Origin of the sequence: Muricauda sp. MAR_2010_75, from assembly GCF_000745185.1 — a bacterium.
In the GTDB taxonomy this organism is placed as follows: Bacteria; Bacteroidota; Bacteroidia; order Flavobacteriales; family Flavobacteriaceae; genus Flagellimonas.
In genome coordinates, this window is record NZ_JQNJ01000001.1 from 3,098,734 (window position 1) to 3,120,438 (window position 21,705).

10 protein-coding genes and 1 pseudogene are annotated in these 21,705 nt (G+C 41.9%); 10 read left to right on the forward strand and 1 reads right to left on the reverse strand.

The annotated features are described in order from the left end of the window. Nucleotides 1-204 precede the first annotated feature (204 nt). From FG28_RS13970 to FG28_RS14005, 8 genes and pseudogenes are all read left to right on the forward strand, one after another. Nucleotides 205-3,153 (forward strand): SusC/RagA family TonB-linked outer membrane protein, encoded by a 2,949-nt coding sequence (locus FG28_RS13970; RefSeq protein WP_051947340.1) that lies wholly within the window; start codon nucleotides 205-207, stop codon nucleotides 3,151-3,153. Nucleotides 3,154-3,165: 12 nt separating this feature from the next. After that, a complete protein-coding gene (locus FG28_RS13975) occupies nucleotides 3,166-4,701 on the forward strand; it encodes a RagB/SusD family nutrient uptake outer membrane protein (RefSeq protein WP_036383765.1) in 1,536 nt (511 codons plus the stop codon). Between the two features lie 99 nt (nucleotides 4,702-4,800). Then, on the forward strand, nucleotides 4,801-8,190 hold the full coding sequence (locus FG28_RS13980) for a VCBS repeat-containing protein (protein ID WP_051947344.1): 3,390 nt from the start codon (nucleotides 4,801-4,803) through the stop codon (nucleotides 8,188-8,190). Continuing rightward, on the forward strand, nucleotides 8,187-8,777 hold the full coding sequence (locus FG28_RS13985; protein WP_036383768.1) for a hypothetical protein: 591 nt from the start codon (nucleotides 8,187-8,189) through the stop codon (nucleotides 8,775-8,777). Before FG28_RS13980 ends, FG28_RS13985 begins: the two co-directional genes overlap by 4 nt. Before the next feature lies 1 nt (nucleotide 8,778). Then, entirely contained in the window at nucleotides 8,779-12,123 is a 3,345-nt protein-coding gene (locus FG28_RS13990; RefSeq protein WP_051947345.1) for a VCBS repeat-containing protein, read from the forward strand. Nucleotides 12,124-12,133: 10 nt separating this feature from the next. After that, complete coding sequence (locus tag FG28_RS13995; protein WP_036383770.1) at nucleotides 12,134-15,394, forward strand: VCBS repeat-containing protein; 3,261 nt, start codon at nucleotides 12,134-12,136, stop codon at nucleotides 15,392-15,394. A 203-nt stretch (nucleotides 15,395-15,597) separates the two neighbouring features. Beyond that, nucleotides 15,598-16,482: pseudogene (locus tag FG28_RS14000) on the forward strand (glycoside hydrolase family 43 protein). Nucleotides 16,483-16,488: 6 nt separating this feature from the next. Beyond that, the gene (locus FG28_RS14005) at nucleotides 16,489-17,469 is read left to right on the forward strand and encodes an arabinan endo-1,5-alpha-L-arabinosidase (protein ID WP_036383773.1); all 981 of its coding nucleotides are present in this window, start codon (nucleotides 16,489-16,491) and stop codon (nucleotides 17,467-17,469) included. Nucleotides 17,470-17,480: 11 nt separating this feature from the next. Here FG28_RS14005 and FG28_RS14010 read toward each other — a convergent pair whose 3' ends face one another. Then, nucleotides 17,481-18,146, reverse strand: coding sequence for an arylesterase (locus FG28_RS14010; RefSeq protein WP_036386658.1), 666 nt, complete (start codon nucleotides 18,144-18,146; stop codon nucleotides 17,481-17,483). 77 nt (nucleotides 18,147-18,223) lie between these two features. Here FG28_RS14010 and FG28_RS14015 point away from each other — a divergent pair, with 77 nt between their 5' ends. Together FG28_RS14015 and FG28_RS14020 are read left to right on the forward strand one after the other, a co-directional pair. Further along, the gene (locus FG28_RS14015) at nucleotides 18,224-18,901 is read left to right on the forward strand and encodes an ABC transporter ATP-binding protein (RefSeq protein ID WP_036383774.1); all 678 of its coding nucleotides are present in this window, start codon (nucleotides 18,224-18,226) and stop codon (nucleotides 18,899-18,901) included. Continuing rightward, nucleotides 18,901-21,444, forward strand: a complete 2,544-nt coding sequence (locus tag FG28_RS14020) for an ABC transporter permease (RefSeq protein WP_036383777.1) — start codon at nucleotides 18,901-18,903, stop codon at nucleotides 21,442-21,444. Before FG28_RS14015 ends, FG28_RS14020 begins: the two co-directional genes overlap by 1 nt. Nucleotides 21,445-21,705 lie beyond the last annotated feature (261 nt).

A 21,705-nucleotide genomic window follows, 5' to 3' on the forward strand; every position in this document is an offset into this window, starting at 1 on the left:
TTCTACAATTTCAACACTCTATGTTGTCTTCATGGAGGCAAAACCAGAATAGAAAAATTTAGCTTAAAAATTTTCCAAAGCAACAATTGTTAAATATCATAAGTGTTAAAAGTACATTTTTTTAACGAAATGTTTGCAAATCACAATTTATTTCGCTTCCTTGCATGTGTAAAACGCACACTTATTTAACATAAACTAAACAAAATGCTGAAAAACACACAACTATCATTTGTGAAGTTGCGGGTTCCTAAAAGTCTTTGGGTGCTGGCAATTTTCTCATTTTTTCTTGGGATGCAGGTGCAAGCCCAAGATGAAAAAACAGTTTCCGGCACCGTAACAGATGCGGCCACGGGGACACCCATTCCAGGGGCCAATGTCATTGTTCGGGGAACTACTTCGGGAACAGTTACAGATTTTGATGGTCTTTATCAAATTGAGGTCAGTGACCAAGATGTTCTTGTTTTCTCCTATGTAGGTTTCAGAACACAGGAAGTTCAGGTTGGGGCACAGACCACAATTGACGTCTCTCTTACAGAAGATTTCACGCAATTGGATGAAGTTACCATTACAGGAATTGGTTATGGAACTGTAGAACGAAGGGAGGTAACCAGTGCCGTAGCCAGTGTGGACTCCGATGAGTTCAACACAGGGAACATCAACGATCCCGCACAACTATTACAAGGTAAAGTAGCCGGTCTTTCCATAGCAAGACCTGGTGGAGACCCAAACGGAGGGTATAATATCCGGTTGAGGGGGCTATCAACATTTGGAGCCAATGCCCAACCTTTGGTGGTTATTGATGGAGTATTAGGGGGATCGCTTCAAAGTATAGACCCCAATGACATTAAATCCATTGAGGTTTTAAAGGATGCTTCTGCAGCCGCCATTTATGGTACTCGGGGTTCCTCAGGGGTAATATTGGTAACGACCAAAAGAGCTACAGGGGTTGACAATGCCAGGGTAGAGTACAATACGTACTTTGCCATGGAAAGTGTGGCCCAGTTTGTAGAAAACTCCACTCCACAAGAATTCATTGAAGCAGGAGGTCAGGATCAAGGTTATGAGACCAATTGGCTGGATTTGGTAACCCGAACAGGGGTGACCAATGTACACAACTTAGCGTTGTCCAATAGCATAAAAAGTGGACATTACCGAGCTTCGGTCAACTACAGAGATGTGGAAGGGGTGGCCGTTGGTAGTGGTTTTGATCAATTCAATGCACGTTTTAATTTAGTGCAACGTGCCATCAACGATAAACTAACCCTTACTATCAATGGGGCCATTACCAAGCGTAAAGCTTCTTTTATTCCATACGAGGCACAACGTTTTGCTATCATTGCAGATCCTACCGCGCCTATTTATATCGATGGAGATCCTGCCAATGGATATTGGGAGCCAACCACTCCAGAATATCACAACCCGTATGCAATTTCACAAGAAACTACCGATGACGGGATATTTTCCACGCTTTTGGGTACCATTAAGGCTGACTATAAGTTGACGGATAATCTGAGTGTAGCCGGATTTTATTCATTGCAGCATGAAAGCGACCAACGGTCACAATATTATAGCTCCAAAATGCGATTTTCTTCAGCAGCTGGACAAGGGGGTAGAGCTGAAAAAGAGGCAGAAGATCGGGAAAATGAACTTTTTGAGTTGACCGCCAACTATGAAAAATATTTTGGCGATGTAAAATTCTCATTGCTGGGAGGGTATTCTTGGCAAGAATTTACCTTCACCAACTTTGATGCGTTCAATACCAATTTCATTACGGATGATTTATTGTATAACGCCCTAGAACTTGGATTGGGATCTGCTACGGGTAATGATGCCTTGGTAGGACTCAACAGCCAAAAAGAGGAGTCACGATTGATTTCTTACTTTGGAAGGGCCATGCTCAACTGGAAGGACAAATTCTTTATGAGCGCCTCTTACCGACGTGAAGGTTCGTCTAAATTTGGTGAAAATGAGAAATGGGGTAATTTTTACGCTGTGAGTGGAGGTTTGGATTTTGCCCAGTTGTTTGATATTCCTTTCAGTTCCTTAAAATTGAGGGCAGGATATGGGGTTACAGGTAACCTACCTGAAGAGAACTATGAGTATCGAGTTCGGTTGTCCAGGGGAAGCAGATCTCAATTTAACAATCAATGGATACAAGGTGTGAATTTTGCTTCCAATCCAAATCCCGATCTAAAATGGGAAGAAAAAGCCGAGACCAACATTGGTTTGGATTTTGGAATGCTCAATTCAAGATTGTATGGATCTATAGATGTCTATAGTAGAAATTCTACCGACATTCTTAGTGTTTTATCAGTTCCACAACCGCCCAATTTCTATGATGAAACATTGGTCAATGTGGGTGAATTGGAATCTACAGGGGTAGAGGTGACCCTAAATGGAGCTTTGGTTCAATCCCGTAAGGTAAACTATACCACAGGGATTACTTTTTCAACCTTTAACACCAAATTGGTAAGGTTCAATGGAGAAACACAAAGGACATTTAGAGGAAATTTAGGCCCTCCCGGATTAAATGGTATCCAGCCCATATTATTGGAGGAAGGAAGAGTTATCGGTGATATTGTGGCTCCTATTTTTGAAGGGCTTGCCGAGGATGGTTCCAGAATCATTACCGATCAAAATGGCGATGGTACTATTTCCCAAGAGGATGATGCCGTGGTTGTGGGTAATGGTCTTCCCGATTTTGAGTTGTCTTGGAACAATAGTTTAACGGTTGGAAAGTTTGATTTGAGTGCAACATTCCGAGGAGCTTTTGGACATAGTTTGGTAAACATCAATAGAGCCTATTACGAATCTCCCTTAGCTTCCCAGAACTACAACCCGGTACGTACAAAATACTATTTGCCAGAGTTGACCCAGGGAGAAAGTTGGAACAGCTATTATGTAGAAAAAGCAGATTTCTTTAAATTGGATAACGTGACCGTAGGCTACAATATTGATTTAAAGAGCGATGTCATTAAAAACTTTAGGGTGTATGCCTCAGGGCAGAACCTCTTTGTGATTACGGGATATACTGGAGTGGATCCAGAGGTACACTATGATTGGTTTGGTGACCCACTCGCTCCTGGTATTGATGATCGAACCTCTTACTTCAGGTCGCGTACCGTGAGTTTAGGTCTTAACGTAACATTCTAAAAAACAATTGTAATGAAAAGGACAGAAATAATAATTAAATCGACTTTGATGGTCATCTTGCTGGGATGTATCAATTCCTGCACAGATTTGGAGACCACCTTATATAGTGAACTTTCTCCGGATACGGAGTTCACCACAGAAAATACGCAGATAGCCGCTATTCTTACAGCTTATGCTCCTATGGCCGAATTTTATGGAAACAATGGATATTTTGAGGTTCAGGAATTGTCAACCGAAACCAGTGCCGCTCCTGCCAAATTTGGTCCATGGGACGATGGTGGTATCTGGGCGCGTCTCCACAGACATGAGTGGGAAAACAACGCATGGTTCATCAATAATGCCTGGAATATGTGTTTCAGTGGTATAGCAACCTGTAACCGGTTGATGGAGGAATTTGAGGCTACATTGGATGATCCAACTGAGGCTATAAATGAATTAAGAGCTCTACGAGCGTTTTACTATTTTACGGCCATGGATCTTTGGGGGGATGTGCCATTGGTTACCCAATTTTTAGGAGCCGAGACAAGCCCTTCAAGAACACCCAAAGTAGAGGTGTATAATTTTATAACTAGCGAATTGGAAGACTTGATTACCCAGTTGCCTGCTGATGTTGGAGGACAATATTATGGTAGATGGAATCGATGGGCTGCCATGGGTATTTTGGCTAGGATATATCTTAATGCGGAGGTGTACACAGGAACCCCCCAATACCAAAAGGTGCTGGACTTGACCCAACAGATCATTGATGGCGGACAGTATTCATTGGTGCCCAATTATTTGGATAATTTCACCATTGATAATACCGGTAGTAGTGAAAACATTATGGTGGTTGTTCAATCCAAAACCAGTGGAGGTGCATTTAACATGCACATGAGGACCTTGCATCCATTGAACCGTGCTACCTATAATTTCACGGATGGTCCCTGGAACGGATATACTGCCTTGGAAGAATTCTATAATTCTTTTGATGATGCGGATACCAGAAAGGAAATGTTTATAACAGGGCAACAGTACACATCATCAGGTGAACCTATTAATGACCCTAATGGAGCCATTGAGATTGATTCCCAAGGAAATCCAGACCCAGACGGTACACCTCTGATTTTTACACCTTATATCAACGAACTGTTTCCTTTCGCATTTAGCCAATCCGGAGCTCGGATAGGAAAATATGAATTTGAAAATGGTATCGCTTTAGCCATGGACAATGATTTCCCGATCATTCGTTTCTCAGAAATATTGTTGATGCGTGCCGAAGCACTTTGGCGTTCTGGCGGAAACATGACCGAGGCTGAGGAATTGGTTCGTCAGGTAAGGGAAAGAGCAGGTTTAGAGGCAATTTCGCCATTGACCGAAGATGCCCTCTATGATGAAATCCAAAGAGAATTGGCTTTTGAAGCACAGGCTCGTACCATTATGATCCGTTTTGATCGATTCAACAACACATGGTGGGAAAAAACAATTACAGATCCCAACAAGAATGTATTTCCTATTCCAACCGCTCAGTTGAATGGTAACCCCAACCTGACCCAGAATCCAGGTTATTAGAGGTTTATGTTTTCAACATAGAATTAGTTTGTTTTAGTTAGTTTTATAGAAAGGACACAAGTAGTTTTTGTGTCTTTTCTTGTTTTTTTAAAATTGAAGATGGATAGTATGATAAAAAGGGGGCTCATTTGTTTGGCAATTCTATTGACTGGATGTCAAGAACATTCAGAGCCTTTGGATTGTGGCTCGGCAGATGACACCCTTTTTTCCTTATTATCTGCTGAAGAAACCGGAATTGATTTTAGAAATGACCTAAAATACACCGAAGAATTCAATACCTATACCTATCGCAATTTTTACAACGGTGGAGGTGTGGCTATTGGCGACCTGAACAAAGATGGACTTCCCGATATTTTTTTCACGGGGAACATGGTCAGTAATAGGTTGTATTTGAATCAAGGCAGTCTTACCTTCAAGGATGTCACGGACGATGCCGGGTTAAATTCAGAAGGAATATGGTCCACTGGAGTAAGTCTTGCTGATGTAAATGGAGATGGTTGGTTGGATATTTATATCTGTAAATCTGGTAAACCCGAAGGTGAAAACAGGCATAATGAACTCTTCATCAATAAAGGAATAGATAAAGACGGTAATCTAAGGTTTGAAGAAAAAGCCAAGGAATATGGTATTGCAGATTACGGCCTTTCCACCCATGCCGCATTTTTTGATTACGATAAAGATGGTGACCTGGACATGTACTTGCTCAACAATTCAATCCGTTCCGTAGGAGGCTATACCCTTAAAAAAGGACAACGATTGATTCGGGATCCCAATGGAGGGAATAAATTGTATAGAAATGATGGTAAGTCGTTCACTGACGTAAGTGAACCAGCCGGAATCTACGGAAGCGCCATCGGATTTGGTCTAGGGGTTACCATTGGGGATATCAATCGTGACGGTTGGCAAGATATTTTTGTCTCCAATGATTTTTTTGAAAAAGACTACCTCTATGTCAATAATGGTGATGGTACTTTTACCGAATCTTTGGAAAAGGTCATAGGAGAGATCAGTTTGGGATCCATGGGGGCTGATATGGCAGACATCAATAATGATGGATGGCCCGAGATATTTGTTACTGAAATGCTTCCCAAGGAAGAATCCCGATTAAAAACCAAGGCTATTTTTGAGGATTGGAACAAGTATAAGGCCAATGTGAATGCAGGTTATCACCGGCAATTTCCAAGAAATGTGCTACAGCTCAACCAAGGCGCTCCCAGCAGTGAGGGGCATATTAGCATGTCTGAGATTTCACGATTTGCAGGTGTGGAAGCTACAGATTGGAGTTGGGGAGCTCTAATTGCGGATTACGACAATGATGGGAACAAGGATATGTTTGTAGCGAATGGGATTTTTAAGGATCTTATTGATTTGGATTACCTAAATTTTTATGCAGATCCCATTACCACAGCAAGGCTGTTTCGGGAAAAGGGAAGCTATTTAAAACAACTCATAGACAGCATTCCCTCAAACCCCATGCCCAATTTTGCCTTTATGAACAACGGGGATCTAACGTTTTCAAACACCTCCGCAGAATGGGGATTAAATTGCCCTAGCTTTTCCAACGGTTCGGCCTATGGGGATTTGGACAATGACGGAGATTTGGATTTGGTGCTGAGCAATGTGAACATGCCCGCCTTTATTTATCGGAACAATGCAGAATCAAAAAAGTCGGATAACCACTTTATCAATCTCAAATTTGTTGGTCTTACCAACAAAATCAATACTGCTGGTTTGGGAACACAGGCCACGGTCTATTCCAACGAAAAAACGTATTATCAGGAGTTGGCCCCCATGCGAGGGTATCAATCTACTGTGGATGACCGACTTCATTTTGGTCTGGGCAATACAGACCAAATAGATTCCATTCGAGTGCAATGGTCTGACGGGAGTATCAATACCTTGAATAATGTTGAAGTAGATCAATTTCTTACGGTTTCGTATTCCCAAAATAAGGGTATGGTTGAAAAAAATAGGCATTGGGTGGAAGCCAAGAGCCAAACTTGGTTTAAAGATGTATCCAATTCCATGGGTATACCCTATCTCCATAAAAAATCCTCCTTCAATGATTTTGATAGGGATTTGTTACTTTTTGATATGATTTCAGCAGGTTCTGCCCACATCAATACAGCGGATATTAATGGGGATGGCAGGGTAGATTTATATTTAGGGGGTAACAAAGGTGAAGCTGCGGTTTGCTATCTGCAAGATAGAAACGGACAGTTCAACAAAATGGATCAGCTTGCTTTTGAGGATGATAAATCCAGTCTGGATACCAATTCTGCTTTTTTTGATGCCGATAATGATGGGGATTTAGACCTTTATGTCTGCAGTGGTGGAAATGAATTTCCCAATAGCTCATCTTCACTCAAGGACCGTCTGTACATCAACAACGGAAAAGGGCAATTTTCAATGTCCATACAATGGCTGCCCATCAATCGTTACGAAAACAGTTCCTGTGTGAGTCCAGCGGACTATGACGGTGATGGGGATATTGACCTTTTTGTGGGTATTAGATCCCAACCGTTCAATTATGGGGAAGCCTGTAACGGATATCTATTGCAAAATGATGGTACGGGTAACTTCAATGAAATTGGTGAGGATGTTGCACCAGGATTACGCAATTTGGGGATGATTACTGATGCAAAATGGCTCGATTACGATCAAGATGGTGATCAAGATTTAGCTCTGGTAGGCGATTGGATGCCCCTCACCTTATTTGAAAACACAGGCGGAAAATTGGTGAACAGAACAACAGACTTGGGATTGGCCAAGACCAATGGGTTTTGGAACACCTTGGAAGTTTCGGACTTAAATCAGGATGGGTTGCCCGATCTTATTGCAGGAAATTTAGGGGAAAACACCCGTTTGGGTGCTACAGTGGACAAGCCTGTAAAAATGTACGTTCAGGATTTTGACAAAAATGGAAAACCAGAACATATCATTACAGTGTATAATGGCGAAGAAGACTATCCTTTGGTGGGGCGTTCAGAACTGGTGGAGCAATTGCCCTATCTAAAGAAAAAATACTTAAAATATCATGCCTATAAAGAACAGACTGTTGAGGATATTTTTGGAAAAGCCATCATCGATGAATCCCAAAAGCTGGAAGTGTTTACCACGGCCTCTTCTGTTTTTTTGAATAAAAAGGAATCCTTCAAAAAAATAGACCTTCCTCCAGAAGCGCAGTTATCCAGGATTTTTGGATTACGGATAGAAGATTTTGACCATGATGGAATACCCGATATATTGGCCGGAGGAAATTTCTATTGGTCCAAGCCAGAAGTGGGCATCAATGATGGCTCCCGTGGCGTATTGTTGAAAGGTTTGGGTAAAGGCAATTTTAAAGTAATGTCAATGGCACAATCGGGATTACAGATTGAAGGCGAAATCCGGGAAATTCGTCCACTACAAGTGGGCACTGGGGAGTTTTTGGTGCTTTCTCGCCTCAATGATAGTTTGGTAGTGTTAAAAAAGAATACTGTAGAATGAGATTTAGGAAGATACTTGCATTGGTGATTTTGATTGGTATGGTCTGTTTGGCTTCCTGCAAGAAAAGTGATGCCGAACGTTATGTGGCCTATGAAAAGGAGCAGCTCCAAAAGGGTGTGGTGCAGGATTCCCTTTTCTTGGGACTGTATTTTGGAATGTCAAAAAAAGAATTCAGGGACTATTGTTTCGAGAAAAATATCGAAAAGAAATTTTGGCAGGGCGGACGCAAAAACACGGGTTGGGTAGAGTCTAAAATCAAAGGCATGGAATATCCGGCCGCCATAAATTTTTATCCGTCTTTCACCAATGACACCATCACGGAAATGAACGCATCAATCTATTACGATGGAGCTAGGTACAAAGATGGTATTTTTGAAAGCGACAGTCTTCTTTTGGACGTATTGCAACTTATGGACCATTGGTACGGGGGAGAAACCTTTAAGGTAAAAAGCCCCGTTTTTTATAAAAACGATGTTCACGTTCACCTCAAAGGCAACTGTAGAATAACAATTTCTCCCGACTTGGGCGGACAATTGGTAAACCTTTGGTATTATGACCTAAAAAGAGCGGAAAAGCATAAAAGTTAGCATGGAAAAGAATATCCTATACATATTGACTCTTTTACTTTTTGGGGTTTCTTGCCAGAAACCAAAAGAAGTAGCTCCCCCATTGTTTGAAAAGATGACGCCAGAGCAAACGGGAATCGATTTTGCCAACACCCTTTCGTATGACCGAGAATTCAATGTATTTACCTATAGGAACTATTACAATGGTGGTGGTGTTGCCATTGGGGACATTGATAAGGATGGACTTCCCGACGTATACATGACCTCCAATCTAGGGCAGAACAAATTATATAGGAATACAGGTAATTTTACCTTTGAGGATATAACAGAAAAAGCTGGAGTTGGAGGTGAAAAATCATGGTCAACCGGAGTCACCATGGTTGATGTGGATGGTGATGGTTGGTTGGACATTTACGTATGCAATTCCGGGGACATAGAGGGCGATAACAAACAAAACGAACTCTTTATCAATCAAAAGGATGGTACTTTTTTGGAGAAAGCCGAATCTATGGGTTTGGCGGATCAGGGCTTGTCCACTCACGCCGCTTTTTTTGACTATGACCACGATGGTGATTTAGACGCTTATGTGTTGAACAATTCCTTCAGGGCCATAGGTTCTTTTAATTTACAGGTGAATGAACGTGATCAAAGGGATTCAATAAATGGTGACCGCTTTTACGTGAATGACAATGGTGTATTCCGAGATGCAAGCGAAGAAACGGGGATTTTTGGCAGTGTTATTGGATTTGGCCTTGGAGTCATGGTTTCAGATTTGGACTTGGATGGTTGGGAAGACCTCTATATCTGCAATGATTTTTTTGAACGGGATTATATCTATATGAACAATGGGGATGGGACTTTTCGGGAGACCCTTACCCAACAGATGAATTCCATTGGAATGGCGTCCATGGGTGTGGATGCTACCGATCTCAACAACGATGGCTATCCCGATATGTTCGTTACCGAAATGCTTCCAAAGGAAGAATCACGGCTCAAAACCTCCATGTCCTTTGAAAATTGGGACAAGTACCAGCACAATCGTAGGTATGGCTACTTTAACCAATTTACCCGTAACATGCTACAAATGAACAACGGGCAAATAAAGGAAGGTGAAATCAGCTTTACCGAAAACGGGCGCCTAAAGGGGGTGGAGGCCACGGATTGGAGCTGGGCGGTATTAATGTCAGACTTTGACTTGGATGGCTATAAGGACATTTATATTACCAATGGCGTCTATCAAGATATTTTAAACCAGGATTATCTTAACTACATTTCCAACGAGGTGGTGATGCGGAGCGTAATCACGGAAGATGGGGTCAATTTCAAAAAACTTATAGACATTATTCCCTCTGTCCCCATTTCCAATGTTGCCTACAAAGGAGGAGCCCAAACTACTTTTAAAGATAAAACCAAGGAATGGGGACTTTTTGAGCCCGGTTTTTCAAATGGGGTTGCTTATGGGGATTTGGACAATGATGGGGATTTGGATTTGGTGGTCAGCAATGTAAATATGGATGCCTTTGTGTATCAGAATAAATCTGAAACTGTGAATCCCAACCGCAATTATCTCAAAATAAATTTGGAAGGCGAAGGAAAGAACACCCATGGCATTGGGGCAAAAGTCAGTCTGGTGCAAGATGGCCTTTTGCAAGTTCATGAACAAATCCCAACTCGGGGATTTCAATCTTCTATGGACTATGTCCTAAATTTTGGATTGCGCAGCAGTAATCCACTGGACACATTGTTGGTACAGTGGCCGTCAGGTAAAAAATCAATTTTGAAGAATGTAGTTCCCAACCAAAAATTAACAATTAGGGAACAAGAGGCTGACACGGTTACATTGTCTGGCATAAGATGGTTCAAAAATAATGAGTATGACTTTGATTTTGAGACAAAAGAAGAGTTACTGCCCCAATATATGGCCCACAAGGAAAACGCATTCAGTGATTTTAATAAGGATGCCCTTCTGTTTCACATGAATTCCACCGAAGGCCCTAAAATTGCTGTTGGGGATACCAATGGAGATGGATTGGACGACATTTACCTCTGTGGTGCGGCTGGCAGCCCAGGAAAATTATTCGTACAACAAACCAATGGAGAGTTGACAATGGTGGGCATGCCCGATTTTGGTCTGGACCAAGGTTCTGAAGATGTGGACGCCTTGTTCTTTGATGCCGATATGGATGGCGACCAAGATCTTTACGTGGTGAGTGGGGGCAATGAACATCAGTATAACTCGCCTATGCTAAGAGATCGATTGTATTTTAATAATGGCAAAGGATATTTTAGCAAATCATTCGACCCTCTTCCCACTAAAATTGGTGAAAGTACCTCTTGTGTAACTGCCTCTGACTTTGATGCTGATGGCGATTTAGATCTTTTTGTGGGGGTTAGACTTAAAGACCGCTCTTACGGGATTCCACAGAATGGATACATTTTGGTGAACAATGGAAAAGGCCGATTTACCAATCAAACACCCTCTTTGGCAAAAGGATTGGAAAAAATAGGAATGATAAAAGATGCCATTTGGACCGATTTTAATTCAGATGGGGCGATGGATTTGATCGTAGTTGGGGAATGGATGCCCATTCAAATGTTTAAGAATGATGATGGAAGATTTAGCAACGTTACGGAAGATTATGATTTGGAAAACCAATCAGGTTGGTGGAACTCCATAGCGGCTGCAGATTTGGATAATGACGGCGATATGGATTATGTTTTGGGCAATCATGGATTGAATAGTCGCTTTAAAGCAAGTGCAGAACAACCCATAAGTTGTTATATCAAGGATTTCGATAATAATGGACTCCAGGACCAGATTATTTGCACCTATAATGGTGATACATCCTATCCGTTGGCCCTTCGCCATGATTTGACCAAGCAAATGCCTTCTCTGAACAAACGCTTTTTGAAGTATGAAGATTACCAACTCAAGACCGTAGAAGATATTTTCACTCCAGAGCAACTAAAGGATGCCCTGCATCAACAAGTAACCTATTTGGAAAGTGCTGTTCTTTGGAATACCGAAGACGGATTTGAATTGGAGGCACTTCCTGTGGAGGCACAAGTAGCTCCCATGTATGCTATACATCTCATGGATTTCAACAATGATGGCTTTATAGATATACTTATGGGAGGAAACCTATTTGAAGTAAAACCTGAGGTAGGACGTTATGATGCAAGCTATGGGGTTTGTCTTCTTAACCAAGAGGGCAAAGGCTTCAAAACAGTGCCCAATCGGGAAATCAGTTTAAAGTTGGAAGGACAGGTCAGGGATATAGAGCAAATCAACCTAAACGGACAAAATGTACTTCTAATCGCCAAGAACAATGAAAAGGTAGAGGCATTGTCCGTGAATCAAAAGTAATTTCTTCAGCATGCGTACAATGGGTGTTCGGACTTGTTTTTTTCTTTTACTACTGATTATAGGCTGTGGTAAGAAGAACAGCACCTTGTTCAGTGAAATTCCAAGCGCCACATCAACCATTACGTTTGCAAATCAAATAAAAGAAACCGACTCCATCAACATCAACGAATATTTGTACGCCTACAATGGTGGTGGAATAGGTGTTGGGGATTTCAATAATGATGGACTGCCTGACCTCTATTTTACCGGGAACCAAGTAAGTAACAAACTCTACATCAATCAAGGGAATTTTGTTTTTGCGGATGAGACCGAAAAAGCGGGGGTTGCTGGATTGATGGGTGCAAAAAATTGGACAACGGGGGTTACCGTTGTGGATATCAATAATGATGGTTGGCACGATATTTATGTGTCACAGGTTTCGGATGGAAAACGTTTTGAAGGACATAACTTGCTCTTTGTCAACAATAAAAATGGCACCTTTTCCGAAAAAGCATCTGAATTCGGATTAGATTTAAAAGGGTACTGTCAGCAAGGTGTCTTTTTTGATTACGATGGGGATGGCGATCTGGATTTATTTCAGTTAAATCATTCTGTTCACGAACAGGATGTGTATGTCAAAGCAGAGAAACGAGCGGTCCGGGACAGCTTGTCCGGTGACAGGATGTTAAGGAATGACCAAGGTTCTTTTGTAGATGTTAGCGAGGTAGCCGGAATCTACGGCGGAGCTACCGGATACGGTTTATCTGTGATGGTGACCGATGTGGATAACAATGGATGCCCGGACATCTATGTATCAAACGATTTTCATGATAACGATTACCTATACTATAACCAATGCAATGGAACATTCAGGGAAGGGATTGAGGCCAGTATGGACTTGAGTAGTAATTTTTCAATGGGAAGTGATGCGGCGGATATTAACAATGATGGTCTCATAGATATTATAACTTTGGACATGAAGCCGGAGGATGAAATCGTACGCAAGAGTAGTGCAGGGGAAGACCCTTACTACATCTATGAGTACAAGAAAAGTTTTGGCTTTGAAGAACAAGGACCAAGAAACATGCTGCAGCTAAATCAAGGAGGGAAATTTTCTGAAGGGGTCACATTCAGTGAATTGGCTCGCTATTCAGGCATAGAGGCAACAGATTGGAGTTGGTCCGTATTGTTGGCAGATTATGACAACGACGGCAACAAGGATATTTTTGTTACTAATGGCATATTGCGAAGACCCAATGATTTGGACTATATCAATTACGATTACCCCATAGGAATTGGAAGGGTGCCCAGCATGCAACTCACCCAAAAAATGCCGGAAGGCAAAGTGCACAACTATGCGTATAAGAATGCGGGAGACCTTCAGTTTAGCAATGTTTCGAAAGCATGGGGATTGGACTTGGAGGGATGTTCTATGGGGGCGGTGTATGCAGATTTTGATAACGATGGTGATTTGGATTTGGCCGTCAACAATCTCAATGCGCCAGCCACCTTATACAGAAATAATGCGGAGATTACAGGACAGAATTATCTAAAGATAAGACTGAACGGTGATGTTTCCAATCCGTTTGGGATAGGTGCAAAAGTGAAGGTTGAACTAGGTGATAAAATATTGGTTCAGGAATTATTCCCGGTACGGGGATGGTTATCGTCCTCGGACTACAACCTGAACTTTGGTTTGGGAAATAATACCCAAGTAGAATCGGTGCAAGTGCATTGGCCGGATGGAAAAGTTCAAGAGTTACATGACGTTAAGGGTAATGAAACACTTCAGCTGAACCATAAAGATGCCGTTCGTACAAGTCCCATTGATACAGAGAAACCAACATTTTTTACTTCCTTGGATAGTATTGGACTTGATTTTCAGCATCAGGAAAACATGTTCATCGACTTTAATGTCGAAACTTTGATTCCCCATAAACTTTCTACTGTGGGGCCAGCCTTGTGCGTTGGTGATGTGAATCAAGATGGTTTGGACGATATTTTTGTGGGTGGGGCCAGTGGACAAGCTTCGCAACTCTACTTGCAGCAAACGGAGGGAGACCAAATCCATTTTGAAAAGATGGAGGTTCCGGTTTTCGAGCAAGATAAAATGGCAGAAGATGTTGATGCCCACTTTTTTGATGTGGACAATGATGGAGATTTGGACCTATATGTTGTGGCTGGAAGTGGCGAAGCTGGAGTTGAGGAAAAAAATCAGGACAGATTATACCGTTATTCTGACGGCACCTTTCAAAGAGATGCAACCTTTCCGAAAATTTCGGATAATGGTTCGGTGGTAATTGCCAAAGACTTTGATGAAAACGGATTTGTGGACCTTTTTGTGGGTTCTCGCTCTGTTCCCAGAAGTTATGGCCTGTCACCCAAAAGTAATGTTGTATGGAATCTGGGAGCAAGGGGATTCCAATTGGAAGAAGGGGAGGAACTTTTAGAATTGGGAATGGTCACAGATGCGGCATGGGACGAGCAAGAACAAATCTTGTGGGTAGTCGGGGAGTGGATGCCCGTTGTAAAAATCCAATTTTCCAAAGGAAAGGTGAAAAAAAGTGAGCTTCCTGAGTCCAGTGGTTGGTGGAACACGATAACCTTGGCGGATATTAATGCGGATGGAAAAAATGATTTGTTACTGGGTAATGTCGGTGAAAATTTAGGCTTGGACGCTTCACCGGAAAATCCCTTGAAACTTTGGGTTAAGGATTGGGATGATAATGGACAAATAGACCCAATTTTGGTACAGTATAAAGATGGAAAAGATAGAGTATTCGCCAGTTTGGATGAATTAAAAAAGCAAATGCCCTTCATGTCTCGGATTTTTCGGAGATACTCCAACTTTGCCAACAAAAGTGCGTATGAAATCTTTCCTGAAGAAGTGTTTGAAAATGCGGTGATCAAAAAGGCCGAAACACTTAAGTCACAAATTGCATACAGCAACCAGAAAGGCGGGTTTACCATGAAGCCCCTGCCCAGTTTTGCTCAAATTGCGCCAATTAATGATTTTTCATTGTATGATTATGACCAGAATGGTACGGAAGACATCGTTTATGTAGGAAACATTTCCGGTTTTGCCCCATCCATAGGTCGAATCAATGCCTCTTTGGGAGGATTGTTGTTGGGTGATGGGAACGGAGCATTTATCTCAAGCACTACAAAGCAATCAGGCTTGCACAGTATAGGTGATGCCAATGCCGCTAGACACATTGGTTTGGGTTCCAAGACAGGATTATTGGTGGCGATCAGCAATGGAAAGCTTCAGTTGTACGCAGTAACCCCATAGTTTTATCAATTTCAAATAAGATTAAAACCAATAGTTCTGGTTTTTAGAAAATCTTTCCCTATTTTTATAAATGTAAAAACAACACGTTTAAAATAATGAGATACGGTATTTTAATTGGGGCAGTGGTTTTGTTAATAGCTTGCAATCAAAAGAAAAAATCATTGAAGCAAGAGGAACAGGCGCAAAGCGTCACAAATGAGCCAATGGAAATAAATAATCCAATCATAACTGATGTTTTTACGGCCGATCCTGCTGCCATTGTTCATAATGACACGGTATACCTCTATGCTGGGCATGATGAAGCTCCCAATAATTTCCACTTTTATAGAATGAACGAATGGCTGGTCTTTTCCTCCACCAACATGGTTGACTGGGAATCACACCCTGTGCCTTTAAAAGTATCCGATTTTGAATGGGCCAAAGCCGATGCATGGGCTGCACAAGTGTTAGAAAAAGACGGTAAATTTTACTGGTATGTCACCGTAGAGCATGGAACAATACCCGGAAAGTCAATCGGTGTTGCGGTATCTGATAGCCCGGTTAGTCCTTTTAAAGATGTTTTAGGTAAAGCATTGATAACCAATGATATGACTAAGGAAACTGATATTTCTTGGGATGATATTGACCCCACTGTTTTTGTGGACGATGATGGCCAGGCCTATCTATTTTGGGGAAACACGGCTTGTTATTACGCAAAATTAAAGGACAATATGGTGGAATAGGATGGGGATATCAAGACCATTGATTTACCCAATTTCACGGAGGCACCCTACATACACAAAAAAGGAGATTGGTACTATTTGTCCTATGCATATCAATTTCCCGAAAAAACAGCCTATGCCATGAGCAAATCTTTGGAAGGCCCTTGGGAATACAAAGGTATATTGAACGAATTGGCAGGAAACACCAATACCAATCATCAGGCCATCCTGGAATATAAAGGAAAGGATTATTTTATCTATCATACCGGAGGCATTCAGCCCAATGGAGGCAGTTTTAGACGTTCGGTTTGCATTGATGAACTACATTATAATGAAGATGGGACATTAAAAAGGGTGGTAATGACCTCCGAAGGAATTCAAAAGTAAATTATAATGAAGGTAAAGAAACTGGTTCTCATACTGGCGTTTGGTTTAATGACCCTCTCTTGGGCACAGCAAATGCCCGTTGTTCATGATCCTGTGGTCATCAAAGAAGATAATACCTACCATCTCTTCTGTACGGGAAGGGGGATTTCTCATTTGGTTTCCCAAGATTTGAAAAATTGGGAGAAGCTAGTGCCCGTTTTCCAAGAGAAACCTGTTTGGACCGATGAAGTTGTTCCAGATTTTAAGAATCATATCTGGGCTCCGGATATCATCCATAAGAATGGGATGTACTATCTCTACTATTCGGTTTCTGCTTTTGGAAAAAACACCTCAGCCATTGGGCTGGTCATCAATACAACTTTGGACCCCAAAAGCGAAGACTATAAATGGGAAGATCAAGGTATTATTGTTCAATCCGTACCCAATAGAGACATGTGGAATGCCATTGACCCCAACATTGTTTTTGATGAAAACGGTATCCCTTGGATGTCATTTGGCTCTTTTTGGAATGGTTTAAAAATGGTAAAGTTGAGTACGGATTTAAAGTCTGTATCTCACCCTGAAGAATGGAGAACCATCGCAAAAAGACCGCGGAGTTTTAATTTGGAGGATAATAACCCAGGGGATGCCGCACTGGAGGCCCCTTTTATTTTCAAAAAGGGAGACTATTACTACCTGTTCTTATCTTGGGATTTTTGTTGCCGTGGAGAGAATAGTACCTATAAAGCAGTGGTTGGCCGTTCAAAATCTGCAACAGGCCCTTTTGTCGATTCCGAAGGAAAAGCCCTAAACCAGGGTGGTGGAACTTTATTGATTGAAGGCAATAAGAACTGGTCCGGCGTAGGACATAACAGTGTCTATACTTTTGATGGGAAAGATTACTATTTCAGTCATGCTTATGATGCAAATGATAATGGTGCCCCCAAATTGGTGGTAAAGGAAATCACTTGGGTCAATGATTGGCCCACAGTGCAACCCATGAATTAAACTTGAAAAGATTAAAGAATTGGCCCCAAAATATCCCATACATTTTGAGCAACTATTTTTTGCCCTTCAACGGTTGGGTGTATGCCATCACTTTGGTTCAGCTCCGGTATACCTCCCACATTTTCAAGAAGAAATGGAATAAGGTATACATTTTCCTCTTCTGCCAGTTCGGGAAAAATACCCTCAAAGGTAGCCGTGTATTCTGGACCCATATTCGGCGGAATCTTCATACCGGCCAAAATAATTTCGGAATTGGGTAACTTTTCCTGAACCATATCCACCATGGATTTTAAGTTGGACTCGGTTTCTTTGAGCGGAACACCCCTAAGTCCATCATTCGCACCCAATTCAATAATGACAATGGAAATATTATCCTCCAACACCCATTCCAACCTGTTTTTACCACTCGCAGTGGTTTCACCGCTCAGACCAGCATTGATGACTTGGTAATCCAATCCCAATGAATCTATCTTTTGCTGAATGATAGATGGGTAGGCCTCTCCCAACTCAAGCCCATACCCTGCCGTTAGGCTATCGCCAAAAAAAAGAATCTTCTTTTTGGAGTCACTGGTGACTGTAGCGGTTTCCTCCTCCGTTACCGATTCTTCCGTTGCTTTTTTTTCTGAGGTCTTGCCACCACACCCTAATAGTAGGAAGGTTAAAAAATAACAAAACATTAACTGCTTGGAAAGGCGAGGATTTTTTTTGGTGAGGGTCAATTTTAGTATTTTGAGAGTTTTAACCAAAAGCATTTATGTCAAAGATATTAAAAGTTCAACATCTTCATAAAACCTATCGAAGCGGAGAACATGACCTCACCGTATTAAATGATGTTTCTTTTGAAGTGGACCGTGGAGAAACCTTTGCCATTGTTGGGCCATCGGGAAGTGGAAAGACAACATTGTTGGGATTATGTGCTGGTTTAGACATTACCAATGAAGGCGATATTTGGTTGTGCGGTCAAAATTTGGCAAGTCTGGATGAGGATGGAAGGGCTAGGTTAAGAAATGAAAAAGTAGGATTTGTGTTTCAGGACTTTCAGTTATTGCCAACGCTCACGGCTTTGGAAAATGTAATTGTTCCCTTGGAACTCCGGGGAATCAAAAAAGCCGCCGAACAAGGAAAAGAGCTGTTGGCAAAAGTTGGATTGGAGGACAGGGCCGGACATTACCCTTCCCAACTATCCGGTGGAGAACAACAACGTGTGGCATTGGCCCGGGCCTTTGCCAATAAACCCTCTGTATTATTTGCCGATGAGCCTACAGGAAATTTAGATGATGAAACCGGAGCAAAAATTGAAAAATTGCTCTTTGAACTCAATAAAGAACAGGGTACCGCTTTGGTGATAGTTACCCACGATTTGGAATTGGCCCAAAAGACGAATAAAAGTATCCGGTTGAGGTCGGGTAAAATAGAGGAAAGCTATAGTTGATGGACGGAGAGCTGAAAAAGAGAACAGGTATAGGGTGGTTGTTCAAAATGGCATGGCGTGATGGAAAAGCGAGCTATGGCAAATTACTGTTATTTATTTTCTCGATTACCCTTGGAGTAGCGGCGGTTGTTAGTGTTCACTCGTTCAGTGGACTCCTCAAAGAGAACATTGCACTGCAGTCCAAAGAACTTTTGGGCGCCGATTTTGTAATTGAAAGTGACAAACCGGTCAATGATCGGGTAATGGGCATCATGGACTCCCTGGGCGGAGCTGATGCAAGGGAGATTAATTTTCTTTCCATGGGTGCTTTTCCGGGAAATGAGGGCACAAAGCTTGTGGAAGTGCGCGGCGTTGAAGGCAATTTTCCTTTTTATGGAGGCCTAGAGACAGACCCCAAAACGGCCATTGATGATTTTCGGAAGGATGGCGCATTGGTCGATGCCACTACGATGCTCCAATTCAATCTTAAAGTGGGGGATAGCATTAAGTTGGGGGCGGTTACGCTTCCCATTGCAGGCGGTTTAAAAACCGTGCCCGGTAGTAATTCGGTTTTTGGGGCCATTGCACCCCCGGTACTCATTCCCTTCAATTATATCGATGCTACGGGCCTCGTGCAAACCGGAAGCCGTATTGACTATAAATATTATTTCAAGGCCCAGGAAGGTCAGGATATGGAAGTACTCAATGATGCGCTTGATCCAATCCTTGATAATGAAGATGCAGATATTGATACCCATGTATCCGAGGCACGGCGAATGGGCAGACGGTACGAAAACTTCGGAAAATTCTTGAATTTGGTTGGTTTCATTTCCCTCCTATTGGGCTGTGTGGGTATCGCAAGCGGTATGAGTATCTACATCAGAATGAAACTCAAGTCCATTGCTGTGCTCAAATGTTTGGGAGCAACAAAATACCAGAGTTACCTCATTTTCTTTGTTCAGATAGCCTTTATGGGTATAATCGGCGGTCTCTTGGGCACTTTGTTCGGATATTTTATCCAGCAACTGTTCCCAATACTTCTTGGGGATCTATTGCCCATTGATGTTGGAATATCCCTTTCCTTTCAAGATGTCGCTTTGGGACTCGCCTTAGGGATTACCATGTCCGTATTATTTGCACTATATCCTTTGATCAGGACTTTGTATGTTTCTCCTTTGCAAGCTTTGCGCGTAGTTGAAGAAGGAAAGCCTCGCTCATCCAAAGTAACCGTAGCAGTAGGGGCGGGCATTGTCCTTTTTGTGTTAGGTTTTTCATTTTGGCTTCTAGGAGATTTTGAACGATCTCTCTATTTTGTGATTGGCTTAAGTACTGTGTTCTTGATTCTTACCGGGGTGGCTAAATTCTTTATGGCATTGTTGAAACGATTTTTTCCCTACTCGTGGAGTTTTACTGCCAGACACGGATTACAGAATTTGTTCAGACCGCAAAACCAGACCCTTATTCTGGTCCTGTCCATAGGAATTGGAACCTTTTTGATCAGCACACTGTATTTTACAAAGGATATGCTCCTGCAGAAGGCCTCCATTGAGGACAATGCCAATAGTGCCAATATGATTTTAATGGACATTCAAAATGGGCAGGCCGATGCAGTATCCAATACCATCAAAGCTTCGGGAATGCCGGTGATAGATTTGATTCCCATTGTGACCATGCGGGTCGAAAGCTTAAAAGGAAGGCCTGTGGAGGAAATTCGAAAAGATACCACATCGCAGGTAAGCCGTTGGATATTGAACCATGAGTTCAGGGTAACCTATCGCGACAGTCTTATCAATTCTGAACAAACTATAAATGGTGAATGGCCAGCTTCAAGGCGATACTCTTCTATTCCAATTTCGGTAAGTGAAGATTTTGCGAACAGGTCTCAGGTAACATTGGGGGACGAGGTCACGTTCAATGTGCAAGGAAGGATTATGCAGACTATTGTGGTAAGTATCAGGGCAGTGGATTGGAGCAGGCTGCAACCCAACTTTTCCATTGTTTTTCCATCCCGTTTTCTAGAGAATGCCCCTCAATTTAAAGTTATGACAACCAGAACGGGGGACGATGAAAGTTCAGCACAGCTGCAACAGAAACTGGTGAAAGCATTTCCCAACGTTTCTATTTTGGACCTGAAGCGTATGTTGACGCTTTTGGAGGATATTTTGGGCAAAATCAGTTGGGTGATAAACTTTATGGCCTTTTTTAGCATTTTTGTTGGCGTAGCTGTTCTTATGGGAGCCATTTATAGCAGTAAGCACCAACGTGTAAAACAGGGAGCTTTGTTAAGGACCTTGGGTGCTAAAGGGTCACAGATTTTGAGCATAATTGCTATTGAGTATGCCGTTTTGGGATTTCTAGGGGCTTTTATGGGAGTGATACTGGCCGTTTTGGCTAACTTTTTATTGGCCTGGACACTGTTTGATATGACATTTGCCCCTTCGTTGGTACCTTTCCTTGTGATTATGCCATTTATAATCTTGCTGGTATTTCTTCTGGGTATTGGGAACAGTTTGGCAATCGTTAGAAACTCTCCTCTTGTTGTATTGAGAAAAGAAAAGGAATAAAACAGGAAAAAACCAAATTCTATCATTTTTACAGATGTCCCGGTTATGTTCATGATATGTGTGTGGAAAGGCATGAATTACAGGAGTAGTACGGCCATAAATGTGATTTCCATAATCCTCATTATAAAATCCAAGGATATACAGATTTCGACTATTTCAGAATAATGACTAAATTGAATAACTAAAATTAATTAACGTTAACTAAAAACAAACTCACATGAAACTCCATTTTTCAAGGCTGGCATTATTTCCTTCATGCTA

Bases quoted from the DNA above. Each gene is read 5' to 3' on its own strand.
- FG28_RS14020 (WP_036383777.1), top strand. From the start codon at position 18,901: ATGGACGGAGAGCTGAAAAAGAGAACAGGTATAGGGTGGTTGTTCAAA.
- FG28_RS13990 (WP_051947345.1), top strand. From the start codon at position 8,779: ATGGAAAAGAATATCCTATACATATTGACTCTTTTACTTTTTGGGGTT.
- FG28_RS13995 (WP_036383770.1), top strand. From the start codon at position 12,134: ATGCGTACAATGGGTGTTCGGACTTGTTTTTTTCTTTTACTACTGATT.
- FG28_RS14005 (WP_036383773.1), top strand. From the start codon at position 16,489: ATGAAGGTAAAGAAACTGGTTCTCATACTGGCGTTTGGTTTAATGACC.
- FG28_RS13985 (WP_036383768.1), top strand. From the start codon at position 8,187: ATGAGATTTAGGAAGATACTTGCATTGGTGATTTTGATTGGTATGGTC.
- FG28_RS14010 (WP_036386658.1), bottom strand. From the start codon at position 18,146: ATGTTTTGTTATTTTTTAACCTTCCTACTATTAGGGTGTGGTGGCAAG.
- FG28_RS13975 (WP_036383765.1), top strand. From the start codon at position 3,166: ATGAAAAGGACAGAAATAATAATTAAATCGACTTTGATGGTCATCTTG.
- FG28_RS13970 (WP_051947340.1), top strand. From the start codon at position 205: ATGCTGAAAAACACACAACTATCATTTGTGAAGTTGCGGGTTCCTAAA.
- FG28_RS13980 (WP_051947344.1), top strand. From the start codon at position 4,801: ATGGATAGTATGATAAAAAGGGGGCTCATTTGTTTGGCAATTCTATTG.
- FG28_RS14015 (WP_036383774.1), top strand. From the start codon at position 18,224: ATGTCAAAGATATTAAAAGTTCAACATCTTCATAAAACCTATCGAAGC.